The organism is Flavobacterium tructae, assembly GCF_002217475.1.
Taxonomy (GTDB): domain Bacteria; phylum Bacteroidota; class Bacteroidia; order Flavobacteriales; family Flavobacteriaceae; genus Flavobacterium; species Flavobacterium tructae.
The window spans coordinates 51,566-67,836 of sequence record NZ_MUHH01000035.1; the positions used below are offsets into that span (position 1 = coordinate 51,566).

Here is a 16,271-nt window from a genome sequence, read left to right on the forward strand (position 1 = left end):
TATTGTGTTTATTTTTTCAGTGCTTTTTCAAATTTGGCAAACAGTATATAAAGACCCGGTATGATAACAAGTCCAAACACCGTTCCGATGAACATTCCTCCGGCGGCTGCCGTACCAATCGATCGGTTACCAACGGCTCCCGCACCCGAGGCGATACATAAAGGAATCAGTCCTGAAATAAAAGCAAAAGAAGTCATTAAGATAGGTCGGAAACGCAGTCGGGCTCCTTCGATGGCAGCCTCGGTAATATCCCGTCCAATTTTGTTCTGCGCCATCGCAAATTCTACAATCAGAATGGCATTTTTGGCGAGTAATCCGATCAGCATGACGAGTGCTACCTGGGCATAAATGTTATTGTCGAGTCCAACCATTAACAGCGCGAGGTACGATCCGAACACCCCTACAGGTAAACTTAAAAGTACCGGAAACGGAAGCAGTAAACTTTCGTATTGGGCAGCAAGAAGTAAATAGACAAATAGTATACATAAAGCAAAAATGTAAATCGTCTGATTCCCCGACAGGATTTCTTCACGTGTCATACCCGACCATTCCAGTTCAAACCTGCCCGGAAGTTTTTCGGCAGCGATTTTCTCTACAGCGGCAATTGCCTCACCGGAGCTGTATCCGTCAGCAGGTTCTCCGTTAATCATAGCCGACATGTACATGTTGTATCGGGTTAAAACTTCGGGACCGTACACACGTTCCAGTTTGATGAAAGTAGAGAACGGAACCATTTCGCCGGCATCATTCTTAAGGTACATATCCAGAATACTTTCGGGATTCTTCCTAAATTGAGGACTGGCCTGAACCATTACTTTATACATTTGTGAGAAACGAATAAAATTAGTCGCATAAAAAGAACCCAGCATCGTTTGCAGAGTCGACATCGCATTGTCTACAGAAACTCCTTTTTTAGCTGCCTGATCGTAATCAATATGAATCAAATACTGTGGGAAAGTAGCATCAAAACTGGTAAAAGAGTTTTGTATTTCTGGCGAAGCATTGAGTTCCTTGATAAAATTTTTGGTTACGGCGTCGGTATTAGTAATCGTTCCGCCCGATTTGTCGAGTAAGCGAAGTTCAAACCCGCTTGTATTTCCAAAACCGGGTACCGTTGGCGGTGCAAAAATCTCAATCTGAGCATCAGAAATGTTCTTTGTTTTCTCTCCCAGTTTGGTGATGAATTCGTTTACTGAGATATCGCGATCGTTCCAGTCTTTCAAATTGATCATACCCATTCCGTAAGAAGCTCCTGCAATTTCGGTTACAATACTGTATCCGGCAAGAGTGGTCACGTTGTCGACACCTTTAATTTCTTTGGCTAATCGGGTAACCTCATCCAGTACTTTTTCAGTACGTTCTACAGTGGCTCCCTGAGGTGTAGTCACACTTACATAAACCATCCCTTGATCTTCAGAAGGAATAAAACCACCCGGAACAAATTTGCTGGTTCCCCAGGTAAGCAGACAGAATAAAACCAATAATCCGGCTGTAACAGTAGTTCGGTCTGCAAATTTGGCCAGTATTCTGATATAACCTGCAGTTACATTATCAAACCATTTATTAAAACCGTCGAAGAAACGATTCAGTAGAGAGGTTTTCTTTTCGTCCGGATTATGCGGTTTAAGCAAAATAGCACAGAGTGCAGGAGTTAAAGTAAGTGCGTTGATTCCTGAGATTACAATACTAATCGCCATGGTTAAAGAGAACTGTCTGTAGAAAACTCCAACTGGACCGCTAAGAAAGGCAACAGGAATAAACACGGCACTCATTACTATGGTTATGGCAATAACAGCTCCCGTAATTTCTTTCATGGCACTTATCGTTGCCGGAAGTGGAGCCATATGTTCTTCGGAAATTTTGACATGGACGGCTTCGACTACTACAATGGCGTTGTCGACCACAATTCCGATCGATAGTACTAAAGCAAATAAGGTTAGCAGGTTGATCGAAAAGCCCATCATCGACATGAAAGCAAACGAACCAATAAGCGCTACTGGTACGGCTAAAACCGGTATTAAAGTAGAGCGCCAGTCTTGCAGGAAAATGAAAACCACAAAGGCTACCAGAATAAAGGCTTCGATAAGTGTTTTTAAAACCTCATCGATCGATGCGTCCAGAAAGCGCGATACATCGTAAGCAATATTGTAATCCATTCCGGGAGGGAAGGAAGTCTTTTGAAGTTCGGCCATCTTTTCTTTTACGCTGGCAATTACTTCAGAAGCATTTGAACCCGGACGTTGTTTTAGCATGATAGAAGCCGAAGGTTTACCATCGGTTTTAGAAACCATTCCGTAACTCATCGATCCAAATTCGATCTTAGAGATGTCTTTTAATTTTAGAATAGTTCCATCTGAATTGGCACGAATCGGAATTTCTTCATACTGTTTTGGTTCGTAGAATTTCCCTCCGTATTTGATCACATATTGAAGCTGATTGTCCAATTGTCCGGAACCTTCACCTACTTTTCCGGGTGCAGCAGAGATGTTTTGTTTTTGAAGAGAAGCAATTACCTCATTTGCTGATATAGCATAGGAGAGCATTTTTTGAGGATCAAGCCATACCCGCATCGAGTATTCTTTTTGGCCCATAATTTCAGCACGTCCGACACCATCAATACGTTTCAGTTCCTGTAGAATGTTGATATCGGTAAAGTTAAAGATAAATTGCTCGTCCTGAGTTTTATCTGTACTCGTAATGTTCAGATACATCAGCATACTGTTCACCTCTTTCTCGGTCGTTACTCCGGCGCGAATTACCTCTTCCGGCAACTCATCGAGTATAGTAGTCACACGGTTTTGAACGTTTACAGCTGCCAGATCCGGATCGGTTCCTACTTCAAAAAAGACTTGTATCAGCGTCAGACCGTCGTTTGAAGTGACCGTTGACATATAGGTCATACCGGGAACACCATTAATAGCGCGCTCTAAAGGCAGTGCGACGGCATTGGCCGAAACTTCGGCATTGGCTCCTGTATATTTAGCCGTTACCGTTACAGATGGCGGAACAATATCAGGAAATTGTGTAATAGGCAACTGAAACAAGGCCAGTATACCAAGGAGCACTATCATAACCGAAATGATTAACGATAGTATTTTTCGTTTGATAAATAACTCTATCATTTTATATTTTTTTGAGACTAATTAATAAGGAACTATAAGCTTGCGTTTTGGATGTTAATTTTGTCACCGTCCCGTAGTGATTGAGTTCCTTCTTGTACAATCAGGTCATCGCTTTTTAATCCTTTGTTGAGGATAAACACATCGTCAAGCGTACTTCCAATACTAATGTTGGTCATTTTTACAATTCCTTCTTTGTTCACAAGAAATACAAACTGTTTGTCCTGAATCGAAAAAACAGCTTTCTGTGGAATTAGAATCACATTCTTTTTAGGTTCTGATATAATTAGTTTTCCCGATGTTCCGTGTTTGATAAAACCTTGCGGATTATGAAATTTTGCTTTGTACTGAATAGAACCTGTTTGTCGGTCAATTTCACCGTCGGCAGTTCTTAATTCTCCTTTTTGGTTGTAAACGACTCCATTTGGTAATTCCAGTTTAATGTCGCCGCCTGGTTTGTTCAGACTCTTGTCGGTCATCATTTGGAAATAGATGTTTTCAGGGATCGAGAAGTAAGCGTAGATATCATCGAGTTGAGAAACCGTTGTCAGTAGAGAGCCATTCTCTACAAGACTGCCTTCTTTGAACGGGATACGATCGATCGTTCCGTCAAATGGAGCTGTGATAGTGGTGAAACTAATCTGCTGATTGATTGCTTTGCGTTCAGCAACTGCATGGGCAACTTTGGCAGAAGCGGCTTCATATTTGGCTTTAGAAAGTTCCAGTTCTTTATCGGCGATTACTTTCTTGTTAAACAGGGTTTGTGCCTGCTCAAGCTCGACTGTGGCAATTCTAAGGTCTGCCATGGTACTTTTGTAGACGGCCTGAGCTTTTAGTAATTGTATTTGCAGCTCGACATCACTGATTTTGAAGAGTAGTTGTCCTTTATGTACCTTTTGTCCTTCGCTCACATAAACCTTATCCAGTAATCCGGGAATGCGAACGTGTATTTCTACATTGTTTTTGGCGTGCACATCAGCCACAAACCGGTTAGAAACGATCGTGTCCTGCAAGGTGACTTTGTAGACGGGCAGTGTTTTGATTTTTGAAGTCTCTTTTTTGGTTTTATCTCCACAAGAGCTCAGAAATAAAACAGATAAAACAATTAACAAGAATTGATTTTTTGTAGTGTTCATAATGAATTTTTAAATAGGGGTATATAAATGAAGGTGCTCCCCAACATTGATTTGCAGGGAGACATGAATAATTTAAATGTTAAATAAGGGATATTGTAACGACTACTGCTTTTAGACAGCAGTAACGTTTGGATAAAATATTTTTATATCACAAGCTCTCCTTTACAATAAAACACAGAAAGTGCATTGCTAAGAGAAATATAAAAATGAAAAGGATTATGACCTAGAATAACTGGTAAAGGTGCAGATGGGTATGTCGCTGAATCTGGTAGACCGTAGCCATACCATAAATTAAGCGATTTTTGAAAATTCTGAATGGTACTAATTTGGTATAGTACGGTGTTTTTAAAGTACTGCTGTCTGAAGTTGTAGCACGGTGTTTGATCTTCTTTTTGACAATGAAATGAATGTCAAGATCTTCGGGACTAACCAAAGCGGAAGACGAAAATTGAGGTACTTCTGAAGCAGTGAAGTTTTCCTGAAGCTGACAAATCGTAAGTTCAGCAGTATGTTTACCAGATTCTCCTCCACTTAGAAAAGGGAGTAAGAACAGCAAAATAATACCTATGAACTTTAATGGTTTCATGTATGCAGTAAAGAATTGTAGCTTGTCGTCTGTAAAGACAACTTCTATTTGATATGGGCCAAATATAGGCATTTGCAAAATAAAGGATTCTTAAAATTTTAAGAAAATATTAAAAATTGAGGATAGGATAACATTCCGGAAAGACACCATTCATTTCTAGGATGGTTTTATAGAGGCTTGATGTTATAAAAACAGAATTCATTCTTAATTTTGTAAAAAGAGAAAGAAGCACTAAAATTATTGAAATGAATAAAGTATTCTCCCAACAGGGCACATTTTTATTAGGAACAGATGGATCAGAACATTTTGTTTTGAATAAACCTGTTCAGTTTAGCGAGTATACTGTTTTATTGGTTAGTGAAGGCGAGGGAATTTTTCATGCTGATTTTGCCTCTTTTCACTTTAGAGGTCCGGTTCTTTTGTTCTCAACACCTCAACAATCTATTTATATAAAAGAAAATAAACCTCTTAAATATAGTGTTTTACAATTTCATGGTGACTTCTATTGTATTGAATATCATAGGAATGAAGTCGCTTGTAATGGCTTACTCTTTAATAATATATATTTAGAGCCTTCTATACCATTAACTGTTGACCAGCATCAATTATATACACAATTAATGGATCAGATTACGGATGAACTAAAGCAGGAAACTCCTTCCGAGATTGTATTGAGAGCTTATATTCAGTTGTTCTTAGCCAAATCGAGCAGTATCAAAATGAACAGCATCGAGAAGCAGGAACTTCAAAAAGATGAAAAAATGGATCAGTTTAGGCTACTTTTGGAGGAGCATTTTCTGACCCTTCACAAACCAAGTGATTATGCGTCCTTATTAGCGATGACTTCTAATAATTTTACCAAGCAATGCAGAAAACGCTTCCATAAAACTCCAACGCAAATGATTCAGGAACGACAAATTCTTGAAGCTAAGAAACACCTGCACCTGACCAGAATGAGTATTAAAGAAATTGCTTTTGCTTTGAAATTTCAGGACGAATACTATTTTAGCAGGGTCTTTAAAAAAAGGACAAACATTTCTCCGCAAACCTTTAGAAAAACAACCGGAATTTCAATTGTGGCAGATTTGTCTAGTTAATATCCTTTTTCGTCCATTCTTTGCCAAACCTTCGAAAGGTAGTTTTGCTGTGTTATTTAAAAACAAATAATTTAAAAATTACAGCAATGAAAAATACCATTTTGAATACAATTGCAAATTTAGATCAGTTAGGGAAAAAAGCAGTACGTGCCGGAATCGTAATTGTTTTTTTATGGATTGGCGGACTTAAGTTTTTTACCTACGAAGCAGATGGAATCGTACCTTTTGTAGCCAACAGCCCCTTTATGTCTTTCTTTTACAATCAGCCCACCGAGTACAAGGAATTTGTCAATAAAGAAGGGGAGCTTGTTACCGAAAACCACGAATGGCAGATCTCCAATAATACGTATGGGTTTGCCAATGGTCTTGGAATTTTGTTAATCGGAATAGGGATTCTGGTAGCGATACATCAATGGGCACCTTTGGCAAGTCTGATCGGAAGTATATTGGTTTTTATACTGACTATAGGGACATTATCTTTTTTAGTAACTACCCCCGAAAGCTGGGTGCCGCATTTAACGGATGAGCAATATGGCTTTCCTTATTTGTCAGGCAGAGGGCGTCTGGCTCTGAAAGACATTGTGATTTTGGGAGCTTCCTTAATTACGATGAGCGAATCGGCCGCATTGTATCTAAAGAGACAGTCTTAAAAAACTAAATCACAGTAATATCAGAAAAGCCTTTAGCGCTCGGGGCAGCTAAAGGCTTTTGCATTTTCAATTATTAAAGCTCAAAATTATTGCACGGTTACGGCATAACTTAGATTTGAGGTTGCGGTACCTCTTTTAAATCTCATTCTGTTGTATGCTCCGACAGGAACTCCGGCCGGAATTTTCAGTACCGCTTTATAAGAAGTAAGACTTACAATTTCTAAAGGATATGTGACAGCAGTGTTACTGGTATTGTAAATTTCTACTGCAGTAAGTTCATTTAACAAACCGCCTCGGACTTCGAGAGTTTCTCCTGAACGTTTAGTAGTTGGAAAACCAAATCTCTCTGTTTTGAAATAGTCAGGTTCCGTTACCTCAATTTTAAATCTGTTTTCTACACTGGCATTTTGAAGGGTGTAAGCTCCATTTTTTATGCGAAGATCATATAATCCCAGCGGCATATTTTCCGGAAGAAAGTAATACACTCCATATTCTAGAAAAGGCGCCGCAGTTTCACCGTTGCCTAAGTACACGATTTCTGCTGTGTATTCTGTTTTTTGATCGGCAGCAGATACAAAGTAAACTCTGGTATCTTTAAGACTCATCCATAAATCATTGATGATCGCCGGATCGCTCGTACCACGATTGGTCATTTTTGCCATAAAACCTTTGGCTAACGGTTCTTCCTGAGTTGAAGTCCATGTTCGCGGTTCCTTTTGTCTGAAATCTATTTTTAGGGTATATTTTTTTGTAGTACCTGCTTTTGATGTAACGGTATAAACGGTACCGTCTTTAAAAGCGACCTCTGCACCAGATGCCGGAGAGATAGTAGCTTCGGTACCCAGAATGATTTCCGGTTTAACTGTTTCAGGAAGTGTTATGTGGTTGCTCCAGGTAATTACTATATTTTCCTCAGTCAGAGCCGCACTAATCGCGTTGTTTTCAGTATCCTTAATGGTAAAAGATTCAATATGGGTGTAACCCGGAACTTTTATAACATCGGCCGGAATAGTATTTACCTTGTCGATATACTCCGTTTCGCACGAAACACATGCCAACGCTATAAAAAGCAGGGTCATTTGGTATAAAAAGACAGGATTATGTATTCTTTTAGTCATGATTGTGTTGTCTATATAATTTTACTTGATTTTATTTATTAGTTTTGCTACTTATTGAATAAGCGGGCTATTATTTTTTAAAATGCCTGTTTTACAATGCTTACGGTAATTTTACAGAGCCGTTTGTGGTCATGGGGGAATGATTTAGGGAATAGGGTATTTTGCAGTCGATCGCCGGTCAGCTTTGCTGCAGTTACTTTTATCTATTTCGTGCTCCCATGTTCTTTTTTTACGCTGTTGTTAATTATTTTACCTGAGTCCAGTTATAGTTTACAGTACTGTTTGAAGATCCCGGAGTAATGCTGGTTACCTTAACCAGGTAAGCTTCTAATGCTGATGCAGGGCTAGTAACTGATTGTGAATTTGTACCAGAATTAGTTCTCCAGATTACAATAGCTTTTGCAGGAGTCATAACATGTGTAAGGATGTTGTAAGAGTAGTATCCTAAGCCATAATTTGCTCCGGATATAGTTCCGTTGTATCCTAAAACATTGTACGGATCTGCCGGTGAAGTACCTACGTTACCAGATGCGTTTTTAACTACAATAGCAGAGTTCCAGCTATCCCAGTCATCACAAGTCTGATTTAAGTTAACAGTACCCACATACCATTTACCGGCATTACCTACCGGACGGATTGAACCTCCGTAAATACCTTCCCATTGAACGTTAACACCTCCAATTGCAGCCGCAACAGGAGTCCAGTTCGTATAGGTAGAAGATGGTGCAGCAGTTCTGTTTACCGTAACAGAGGTAGAAGTAACAGTACAAAGAGCTAAAGCAGATTTCTTAGTTAAATTTGATCCTTGCGATTGTTCTTTTGCTACCGCTTGTGTTTCGGCATTTTGTTCGTCAGTACTACAAGATGTAAATGAAATAGCAGCCACTGCTAAAATTGATAGAATTATTTTTTTCATAATGATTTATATTTGATAGATTAATTGGCTTCTTTCATTACCCTCGCAGTGTAAACAGGCATTTTTTATTTTCTTATATTTAATTGGTGATCCTGAACGGATATTTCATGGTAGTGGACAGATTATAACTTTCCATCATTAACCAGTAATCGGTATCCGGTTGAAGAGGTATAGTTGTATTGGCTGCATCTGCAAAAACATACATGACATAAAAACTTCCAATATCAAGACCTTCATTGTATTGCTTCATCTGCCATTTCTTGTTGCCTTGCGCATCTACCACAAACACCTTTGTCACCTCATAAGACGGCAGGAAGTTTTGCCCTTTTACCGTAAGCGGACTATCGCTACTAATCGAGAAAGTTTCTGTTGGACTTGATACTTCATTTACGACTAATTTAGGCTGTTGTATGACAACGTTCACCGTGTAAACCGCGGTTGTTCCATCTGCCGCTTTTGTGGTATAGGTTATCGGAGTTTTGCTAAAAACAGGTATCAGTTCTTTTGCGGCAGGAGAAATAGTGGTATTTGCCGGTAATGTTATGGCAGCTTCAAGATATTGATACTCATAATAAGAAGGGAGGTAAACTGTAATGGTCTTCTTCAGATTATTTACAGCACTATGGATGGCCTGAGCGGTGCCCGGATTGGTTACACGAAAAGATACAATTCTTTTAGCATCCAGACCGGTAACTATTTCTGTAATTGGTGCTTCTTTTACATCTGTCCATCTTTCTTCCTCACTGCTGCATCCCGTTAACAGAGTAAGTAGGGTAAAAGCTGAAGCGAATAAGTTTGTTTTTAATGGGGTAATTTTACTATTCATGTGAATTAAATTGGTTATCGGATTTCAAATTTGGTACTTCCCGCCGGTACCATTACATATTCAAAAGTGTAATACATGTGCGGAGTGTCTTTAAACCAATCCTTAGGGCTGTATACATCTTTATAAACAGATATCATTTTGATTTTTGCGTAATTACCGTTAGCGGTTTTCAGGATAATCGTTCTGGCTGGAATTACAGTACCGTTTGCTATTTTAAGCGATTCCCCAAGTGCATAGGCCACGTGCGCTTTCTGCGGATTCTTTCCATTCGATACCACTTCACCTCCAAAATCATACAAGTACCATCCTGTTCCGTTTCCAAATGAGCCCGCATCATCAGTACCAATAAGGTCAATTCCGGTTTTAAACTGACTGTCTGCAGGAATATCGATAACTTCATTAAAAGGTTTGGCTACAATCGTGATTCCACCTATACCTCCCGCAAGAGAGCCGTTGTTTTGTGAGTTGCTGCCATTGTTTCCGGATAAAAAGCTCGCGTAAAGTCCGCCAAAAGCCAGATCCCATTTTCGGGTTTTTTTATAAGATCCCTCTACAGCTTTGTTTTCTTCAAGACTGTAGTAAAGTGTTGCTGAAGGAGCAGTAGGATTTGCATCAGAAGTACTCCCTTGATAGTTTTTTACCTGTATTACTTTATAGAATAAACCTGTTGAAGGAATTTCGGTTTTCGGATCGGTTGCCTTATTTTCGTCTGCTGAGCAGGCCGTAAACAAAACGGTTAGAAGAAAAACGACCAGTAGGATTCCGGGCATTTTTTGGGTTAGGGTTTTGATTTTTGTCATGTTATTCAATTAATTGGTACTTAAATTTTTACTCCCGTCCTGCTGTACAAAGTATTTGAAAGTAAAATAGGGAGCAGGCCAGTTTAAATCAGTTACAGCTGGGGGATTGCCTTTGTAAGCATTTATGAGTTGTAGCTTTGCATATTTTCCATTAGGCAGACGCAGCACATAAGTACGATCCGGAATAGCCTGCATGATATGACTGCTCAGGCTGTAATAAAACCAACCCGCAGAGCTTTCAGAGGAAGACCATCCGATTTTAGTAACTTCACTGTTGTTAAAATCAGTATCTGAAGGTGCCTGATGGACATTTTTATAAGCCTCTTTCAATAAGACTACCGCTGTGTTTTTTGCCGGACCGCCATAACCGGGATTGTACTGGTATTTTGTATTGTTTACAAAAACTTCACTATTGTAAGGCCCTGTAAAAGCAATGTCCCAGTCGTTTGTTTTCATGAATTGTAAAGAATCTGCTTTTGTATGCAGCCAGATTTGTTTCTGATCGCTAAAGCGAAAAAGAAAAGTATGGAAACTTCTTTTTTCCTTGCCTTTTGTGTCGGTGCTCATAGCAGCTCCGGTATCTCCGGCAAGATCTGAAACTACGGTGCTTTTACCATCTACCAGACTAGCTGTTGGATTTTCGTCAGTACTGCTGCAGGAAATAAAATTCATACCTACAATAAGTAGTACTAAAGGCCATTTTTTGAATATATGATTTGTTATCATGATGAAATATTTAATGTAAATTATTGTTTTATTAATCTTTAAAAAAACGATAGCTTATGCCGGCAAGTACTATTCTTCCGGGCTGTCCGGGCATTAACGGATCGGTATAGTTGAAAATATTATCAGCTGTAAATCGAATACTGAGATGGTCTTTTAACAGTTGTTTTTCTATACTGGCATTAGTAAGCCAATAATCCTTCACAAAAATGTCGTATTGGTCAATGAATTGATTGCCGTTTCGATCTCCGAAAGGATACTTGCTTCTAAAATTAACCCTGATATTTGCATTAAGTTTCCACGGAGTGTAGCGATAGAAAATAGAGGTATTGGCCATGTGGCGGGAACGATTTTCGATACCCCAGTAATCAGACGGACGGGGTTTATACGAATTTCCGGTTGCAGGATCATGTATGTTTTGGCTATAAGGCCATTTACCTGCACTGATACTATCTTTGACACTAAGATCTTTAGCAATTAAATATTGATAACCGGCGCTTATTTCCAGATTCTTTATCGGACTGAGTTTTAAAGCAATTTCAAATCCTTTGTTAACAGCTTTAGGGAGGTTTTGATACGTATAAATAATTTGATTATTGGTTCCTGTAGCGACCTGAATGCTATTGATTTGATTGGTTATTTTATGATAAAAAAGATTTCCTTCTATTTTAAACTTTTTTGAAGGTTCCAAAACTAATCCTGCATTATACGAAGTACTTTTTTCGGCCTGAAGATTTCCGGCAGTTTGATTGAGCACATATTGCCTGATTTCACTAATCTGACCGTCCTCTTTTAACTGCTGTAGTGTAGGAGCGAGAACCGCATTACCAATAACCAGGTAATTTCCGTTAGGATTAAAGAACACCAAATAATTGGTTTTAAAATCAGGAGCTTTAAATCCTGTTCCAATACCTGTTTTAAAAGTCAGTTTAGGCGTAATGAAGTATTGTAATCCAAAACTGGGATTGAGTCTTCCTCCAAAATTATTAGTGTGATCGTAACGGAGTCCGCCCACAGCTTTTACTTTCTGAACAGGAGACCATTCGCCCTGAACATAAGAGAAAAAAGTCTGTAGAGAATTGACACCATTCAGCGATTTATCGTTCATATTCTCCTGACTTCCGCCAATGCCACCAACAAGCTGGTACGAATTGTTATTGCTGTAGGAGAATTGCTGTTCTACGCGGTGAAGCGTCTGTTTAAAAACATCCTGACTAACAGCATTATTGCTTTGCTGCCAGGCCACACTCATATCGGCGGTATAATGAGTGAGGTAGTATCGCGTAATGCTTCTTAAGTTACTATTGAAACGGTGATCGAACGAAAGTGAAAGGTTAAGATCCTGCTCGTCCTGATGATCTCCGGAAATGTGTCCAAGACCAAAATCCTTTTGCATAAAAGAACGTCGCAGACCGTAACGACCGCTTAAATTTAAATAACTGTTATCACCGGTTTGATAGCGTGATCTTCCCTGTAAGCTATAATTATCGTAGGGTGGAGAAGTGGTGCCTTTAATGTATTTTGAATTGGTATTAAAACCGTCGGTTCGATAATAATTTGCCGCTATATTGGCGGTTCCTTTATTTTGTGCGAATGGAGTTTCACCTTCTACAGTGGCATCAAGAATGTTCAATGAACCATAACTTACAGAAGTCTGTAGCTGCGGATCAACTACGCCGTGTCGGGTAATAATATTAATGGTACCGCCCAACGCTTCACTGCCGTAAAGACTGGAAGATGCTCCTTTTATGATCTCAATACGTTCTATGTTAGACACACTGATTCTCGAAAGATCGAAATTACCATTGTTGCGTCCAACCATAGGCTGACCGTCAATAAGTACCATAATATATTCGCTGCCAAAGCCCTGCATTTGAACGCCTACAGATCGTGCTCCACCACTAATATTGTTGACAATTGCGATTCCGGTCTGCTCTTTTAAAACCTCATCAAGTCTTCGGCTGCCCATTAGTTCTATGGTTTTACGATCAATTATGGTTACGGGCATCGCACTATACTGAGCATTGACAAGGCTTTCGGGATTACTCTTTTTGGAACGACCTTTTACACTTACTTCATTCAGATCAATACCAGGCTCCATATTAATGTGCAGTGGCTTCATAGCTGAGCCATTCAAAACAATCTGTCGGATGTAATCTTTAAATCCCATGGTGGTGATTCTGATGTTGTAGGTTCCATTGGATACACCGCTAAATGAAAAGTACCCTGTACGATCTGATACTACTGACTTGCCTGAAGACTCCAGTGTTACGAGAACCTTTGGAAGCGGATTTCCGGCATGATAGACAAAACCGGTAAAATCGGAACTGTTTTGAGCCTGAACAATACTTATATACAAAACAAGCAAACAAGTAAGTATTGTTTTTTGGACAGGAGTGTTGGTATTTTTGTTTTTCATTCTGTGTGTTATCCATTGTCTAAAGGAATAAGAGTATTATCATATCACTATTCTTATTTAGACTGTGTAAAAATAATAATTAATAGTGTAGTAATAGTATTTTTTTTACAGAATGGACGGAAATTAAGTAGGTAAAAGATTATCAATGTGAATTTAAACTTCAGCTAAAAGGTTTTAGCTTATTGTTTATTAGTATTTTAGATATTTAAAGGATAAGTAAGTTAAGTTTTGTATTTAAGAAAATTTTAACAAAATAAAAGAGGTGAAAAAGCATAAAATACGGTGACTTCTTCGGGTGATTTAAGTGCCCGTTAGTACAAAATCGTCTTAAAACAATAGAAAATAGCTTTTGAAAATTTTAAATACTATCTGTTTTGGATTTTGAATGGTGTGACAACTGAGCTGTTTTGTTGGCAATAGAGTTTTAAAAAAAAAATCCCATTTCGAAATGAAATGAGATTAGGGAGGCTGCCATTAGGAGAAAACGTCTATATCCATTCTCCTGCAATATTGTGATCGTTTGGTAAATAAGTAAGATACTGCACCATGCGTGGGTTCTGACCCTTATTAGGTGTGGCACAATGAGGCAATGCACTGTTCCAGATGATAAAATCACCGGCTTTTCCGAGCACGGGCTCCGACTTCAATGTTTTTATTGCTTCTTCTCTGGGATTGACATTCGGATCAAGGTTGTTTAACCAATCGTCTATTTGGTTATGAAATCCGGGAACACAATGAAAAGCACCATCTTCAGGTCCGCAATCGGTGAGGTAGAGTAGTCCCTGTATTTCAAACTGAATGGGCTGTCTTAAACTCATGTCCCAATGAAGCGGACTCCCCAAGAAGGTAAAATCTCTGGTTTCCGGCGGGTTGAAACTTACTTTATCGATAGTTTTGTAAAGCTGGTCAGTTTTGTAAAGCTGTTCGTAAGCTCTTTTAATTTTGGTCGAAAATCGGTTTCGGTTTAAAGTCTCATGATCTGAAAAATTAAGCATTAAGCCTTTTTGATCTTCGTGTCTTTCGTACCAGGTTTCTTCTTTAAAAGGATCCATTTGCAGAAAATCCCAGATGGCACGTTGTGTATCTTCACAATCTTTCTCCGAAATAGCATTTTTTAGAACCACATAACCGTTTTCATTCCAGAATTCCAGATCTTCCTGTGAGAGAACATCAGTGGTAATACCTTCAGATTCATAATTGATATTTCGTTTTCTGTTACTGATCCATATTTTAAAAGTATCAAAATCAGGTTTTTCAAAATACAAATACTGTAAAGTGTCTTCCATACCAATACCCAATTGGAACAAAGCCTTAATTTCTGCATTCCAGGTTTCGTCATCAGTCTGAACGGTTGAACCGTCCGGCTGTAAAGTGCGTTTCCATAACTTTTCAAGAACAGCTAGTGAGTCTGTCATTTCGGTAGGTTTTATCATTTATAAATCAATACTTTCAAAAGTAAGGTATTTAGTGCGGTCTGCTAAAAGTAAAAATACGTGTTTTTATCTTTAGTTTATGGTTTGCATCTTACATCTTGCATCTTGCATCTCACATTTTATAGTCACGCTCCGTTAAAGAACAAAATAAAGATATCGGATTTTAAATTATGACATCAGACATACTAAAACAGGTGTATTTACTTATTAATAATTGTGCTTTTTTGCTTATACTTGTTGGGAGTTTACGGGCTAATAAATGGATTGTAAGCGGCTAAGTTTTTTAGCTATTTTCATAGTTAAGAGCTGAATTTTTACTTTCCAAGGTCATCCAATAAGGAGTATGCTAAAAATCCTTTAAAGAGTAAGCAAAACTTAAAATTCAGAGATAATGGACATCAGTTTTTTTTCCTCCACTATTGTTCAGGTCGCTATTTCATTGATCATAAGCTGGGCGTTGTTTGCCTTATTGTGCAGTATGATTCTTGAACTAACGGTACAAATAAAAAGTGAAAGAGGTCGGTTTTTCAGAAGTAAAATTATTGAAAAGCTATTTGATTTTTCCAATCAGATCAATTGGGGATTGTTAATGTACAACAACAGCAATATCAGATTATTGACGAAATCGGAAAAAGCGCCGCCAACCGAAATTACTTCCAAAACTCTCGCGGAAGTACTGGTGGATACGGTTGCTAATGCTCAGGTAGCTAAAATATTGCTTCAGGATGATGAGGTAAATCATCAGAAGAAGTACAGCAATGACCTGCTGAATAATTTTGAATTTGCGATTACTTATTTAGGACAAAGCGATTTGATTCTGATGCTGAAAAACGCCATGAACAAAGCCAAAATTAGAGCTTCCGGCTCGGTAAATGAGGTGGCAGAAAAGGTCCTTTATGAAGAATTGATTAAAGAAGTCACCATTTGGTTTGATCAGTTTAGTGACCGAACCAGTGTATGGTATAAAAAACTCTCCAGAAAGCGTTTGTTTATTATCGGGCTTCTGGTGAGCTGTATCATTAATATCGACAGTATCGTTTTGTTCAAGTATTATGATACTAATCCAACGGCAAGAACCGCCATGATTGATTATTATACGAAGAACAAGATGCAATTAGAAGTACTCAGCGCAAAATATGGTACACCGGGACAAGGTGCGGCAACTGATACGGCAGCCCTGAATTCAACCAAAAAAGATATTAAGGGTTTATCCAAACAAATAGATAGTTTAAAAACCAACTTAGATTTACCTATTGGGTGGAAAAAAGCGCAATGTGTCGATGTGAAAAGCAGTTCAGAAAAAGATTGTTTCACCTTCTCCTGCATTCTGCTTAAAATATTGGGGATCATTATCTCGGCCTTTGCGGCAAGTTTAGGAGCTCCGTTTTGGTTTGATATTTTGAAGAAAGCAACTTCTACAGCACAAACAGTAATTAAAGAAGTATAGA

The 16,271-nt window shown here is 38.6% G+C and carries 13 protein-coding genes; 3 read left to right on the forward strand and 10 right to left on the reverse strand.

All coding sequences use genetic code 11. From position 1 onward, the window contains the following. Positions 1-8: 8 nt before the first annotated feature. The 3 genes from B0A80_RS16045 to B0A80_RS16055 all read right to left on the reverse strand — a co-directional run bounded on the left by B0A80_RS16045 (position 9) and on the right by B0A80_RS16055 (position 4,913). Complete coding sequence (locus B0A80_RS16045) at positions 9-3,122, reverse strand: efflux RND transporter permease subunit (RefSeq protein ID WP_070908161.1); 3,114 nt, start codon at positions 3,120-3,122, stop codon at positions 9-11. Positions 3,123-3,154: 32 nt separating this feature from the next. After that, positions 3,155-4,255 (reverse strand): efflux RND transporter periplasmic adaptor subunit, encoded by a 1,101-nt coding sequence (locus B0A80_RS16050; protein WP_089077925.1) that lies wholly within the window; start codon positions 4,253-4,255, stop codon positions 3,155-3,157. Between the two features lie 223 nt (positions 4,256-4,478). Further along, entirely contained in the window at positions 4,479-4,913 is a 435-nt protein-coding gene (locus tag B0A80_RS16055; protein WP_233430761.1) for a hypothetical protein, read from the reverse strand. A 173-nt stretch (positions 4,914-5,086) separates the two neighbouring features. Between B0A80_RS16055 and B0A80_RS16060 the strand changes: the two genes are divergently transcribed. Both B0A80_RS16060 and B0A80_RS16065 read left to right on the forward strand, forming a co-directional pair. Further along, positions 5,087-5,938, forward strand: a complete 852-nt coding sequence (locus B0A80_RS16060) for a helix-turn-helix domain-containing protein (RefSeq protein ID WP_089077926.1) — start codon at positions 5,087-5,089, stop codon at positions 5,936-5,938. Between the two features lie 86 nt (positions 5,939-6,024). Continuing rightward, positions 6,025-6,588, forward strand: coding sequence for a DUF417 family protein (locus B0A80_RS16065; protein ID WP_089077957.1), 564 nt, complete (start codon positions 6,025-6,027; stop codon positions 6,586-6,588). A gap of 86 nt (positions 6,589-6,674) precedes the next feature. Here B0A80_RS16065 and B0A80_RS16070 read toward each other — a convergent pair whose 3' ends face one another. The 7 genes from B0A80_RS16070 to B0A80_RS16100 all read right to left on the reverse strand — a co-directional run bounded on the left by B0A80_RS16070 (position 6,675) and on the right by B0A80_RS16100 (position 14,805). After that, positions 6,675-7,706 carry a hypothetical protein gene (locus tag B0A80_RS16070; protein ID WP_124020580.1) on the reverse strand — a complete coding sequence of 344 codons (1,032 nt, stop codon included), beginning with the start codon at positions 7,704-7,706 and terminating at the stop codon, positions 6,675-6,677. Between the two features lie 244 nt (positions 7,707-7,950). Then, positions 7,951-8,622, reverse strand: coding sequence for a hypothetical protein (locus tag B0A80_RS16075; protein ID WP_017497173.1), 672 nt, complete (start codon positions 8,620-8,622; stop codon positions 7,951-7,953). A 79-nt stretch (positions 8,623-8,701) separates the two neighbouring features. Continuing rightward, the gene (locus B0A80_RS16080; protein ID WP_089077928.1) at positions 8,702-9,448 is read right to left on the reverse strand and encodes a DUF5018 domain-containing protein; all 747 of its coding nucleotides are present in this window, start codon (positions 9,446-9,448) and stop codon (positions 8,702-8,704) included. A 14-nt stretch (positions 9,449-9,462) separates the two neighbouring features. Continuing rightward, positions 9,463-10,248 carry an HmuY family protein gene (locus tag B0A80_RS16085; RefSeq protein WP_089077929.1) on the reverse strand — a complete coding sequence of 262 codons (786 nt, stop codon included), beginning with the start codon at positions 10,246-10,248 and terminating at the stop codon, positions 9,463-9,465. A gap of 9 nt (positions 10,249-10,257) precedes the next feature. Further along, entirely contained in the window at positions 10,258-10,974 is a 717-nt protein-coding gene (locus B0A80_RS16090; RefSeq protein ID WP_089077930.1) for an HmuY family protein, read from the reverse strand. Positions 10,975-11,005: 31 nt separating this feature from the next. After that, on the reverse strand, positions 11,006-13,390 hold the full coding sequence (locus tag B0A80_RS16095; RefSeq protein WP_089077931.1) for a TonB-dependent receptor: 2,385 nt from the start codon (positions 13,388-13,390) through the stop codon (positions 11,006-11,008). 488 nt (positions 13,391-13,878) lie between these two features. Beyond that, positions 13,879-14,805: a phytanoyl-CoA dioxygenase family protein gene (locus B0A80_RS16100; RefSeq protein WP_233430762.1), complete on the reverse strand. Its 927-nt coding sequence runs from the start codon at positions 14,803-14,805 to the stop codon at positions 13,879-13,881. 409 nt (positions 14,806-15,214) lie between these two features. On the opposite strand from B0A80_RS16100, the gene B0A80_RS16105 reads away from it, so the two are divergent. Next, complete coding sequence (locus tag B0A80_RS16105) at positions 15,215-16,270, forward strand: hypothetical protein (protein ID WP_089077933.1); 1,056 nt, start codon at positions 15,215-15,217, stop codon at positions 16,268-16,270. Position 16,271 lies beyond the last annotated feature (1 nt).

Excerpts from the sequence above, each read along its gene's own strand:
- B0A80_RS16045 (WP_070908161.1), bottom strand. The coding sequence starts at position 3,122 with ATGATAGAGTTATTTATCAAACGAAAAATACTATCGTTAATCATTTCG.
- B0A80_RS16050 (WP_089077925.1), bottom strand. The coding sequence starts at position 4,255 with ATGAACACTACAAAAAATCAATTCTTGTTAATTGTTTTATCTGTTTTA.
- B0A80_RS16055 (WP_233430761.1), bottom strand. The coding sequence starts at position 4,913 with ATGCCTATATTTGGCCCATATCAAATAGAAGTTGTCTTTACAGACGAC.
- B0A80_RS16060 (WP_089077926.1), top strand. The coding sequence starts at position 5,087 with ATGAATAAAGTATTCTCCCAACAGGGCACATTTTTATTAGGAACAGAT.
- B0A80_RS16065 (WP_089077957.1), top strand. The coding sequence starts at position 6,025 with ATGAAAAATACCATTTTGAATACAATTGCAAATTTAGATCAGTTAGGG.
- B0A80_RS16070 (WP_124020580.1), bottom strand. The coding sequence starts at position 7,706 with ATGACTAAAAGAATACATAATCCTGTCTTTTTATACCAAATGACCCTG.
- B0A80_RS16075 (WP_017497173.1), bottom strand. The coding sequence starts at position 8,622 with ATGAAAAAAATAATTCTATCAATTTTAGCAGTGGCTGCTATTTCATTT.
- B0A80_RS16080 (WP_089077928.1), bottom strand. The coding sequence starts at position 9,448 with ATGAATAGTAAAATTACCCCATTAAAAACAAACTTATTCGCTTCAGCT.
- B0A80_RS16085 (WP_089077929.1), bottom strand. The coding sequence starts at position 10,248 with ATGACAAAAATCAAAACCCTAACCCAAAAAATGCCCGGAATCCTACTG.
- B0A80_RS16090 (WP_089077930.1), bottom strand. The coding sequence starts at position 10,974 with ATGATAACAAATCATATATTCAAAAAATGGCCTTTAGTACTACTTATT.
- B0A80_RS16095 (WP_089077931.1), bottom strand. The coding sequence starts at position 13,390 with ATGAAAAACAAAAATACCAACACTCCTGTCCAAAAAACAATACTTACT.
- B0A80_RS16100 (WP_233430762.1), bottom strand. The coding sequence starts at position 14,805 with ATGACAGACTCACTAGCTGTTCTTGAAAAGTTATGGAAACGCACTTTA.
- B0A80_RS16105 (WP_089077933.1), top strand. The coding sequence starts at position 15,215 with ATGGACATCAGTTTTTTTTCCTCCACTATTGTTCAGGTCGCTATTTCA.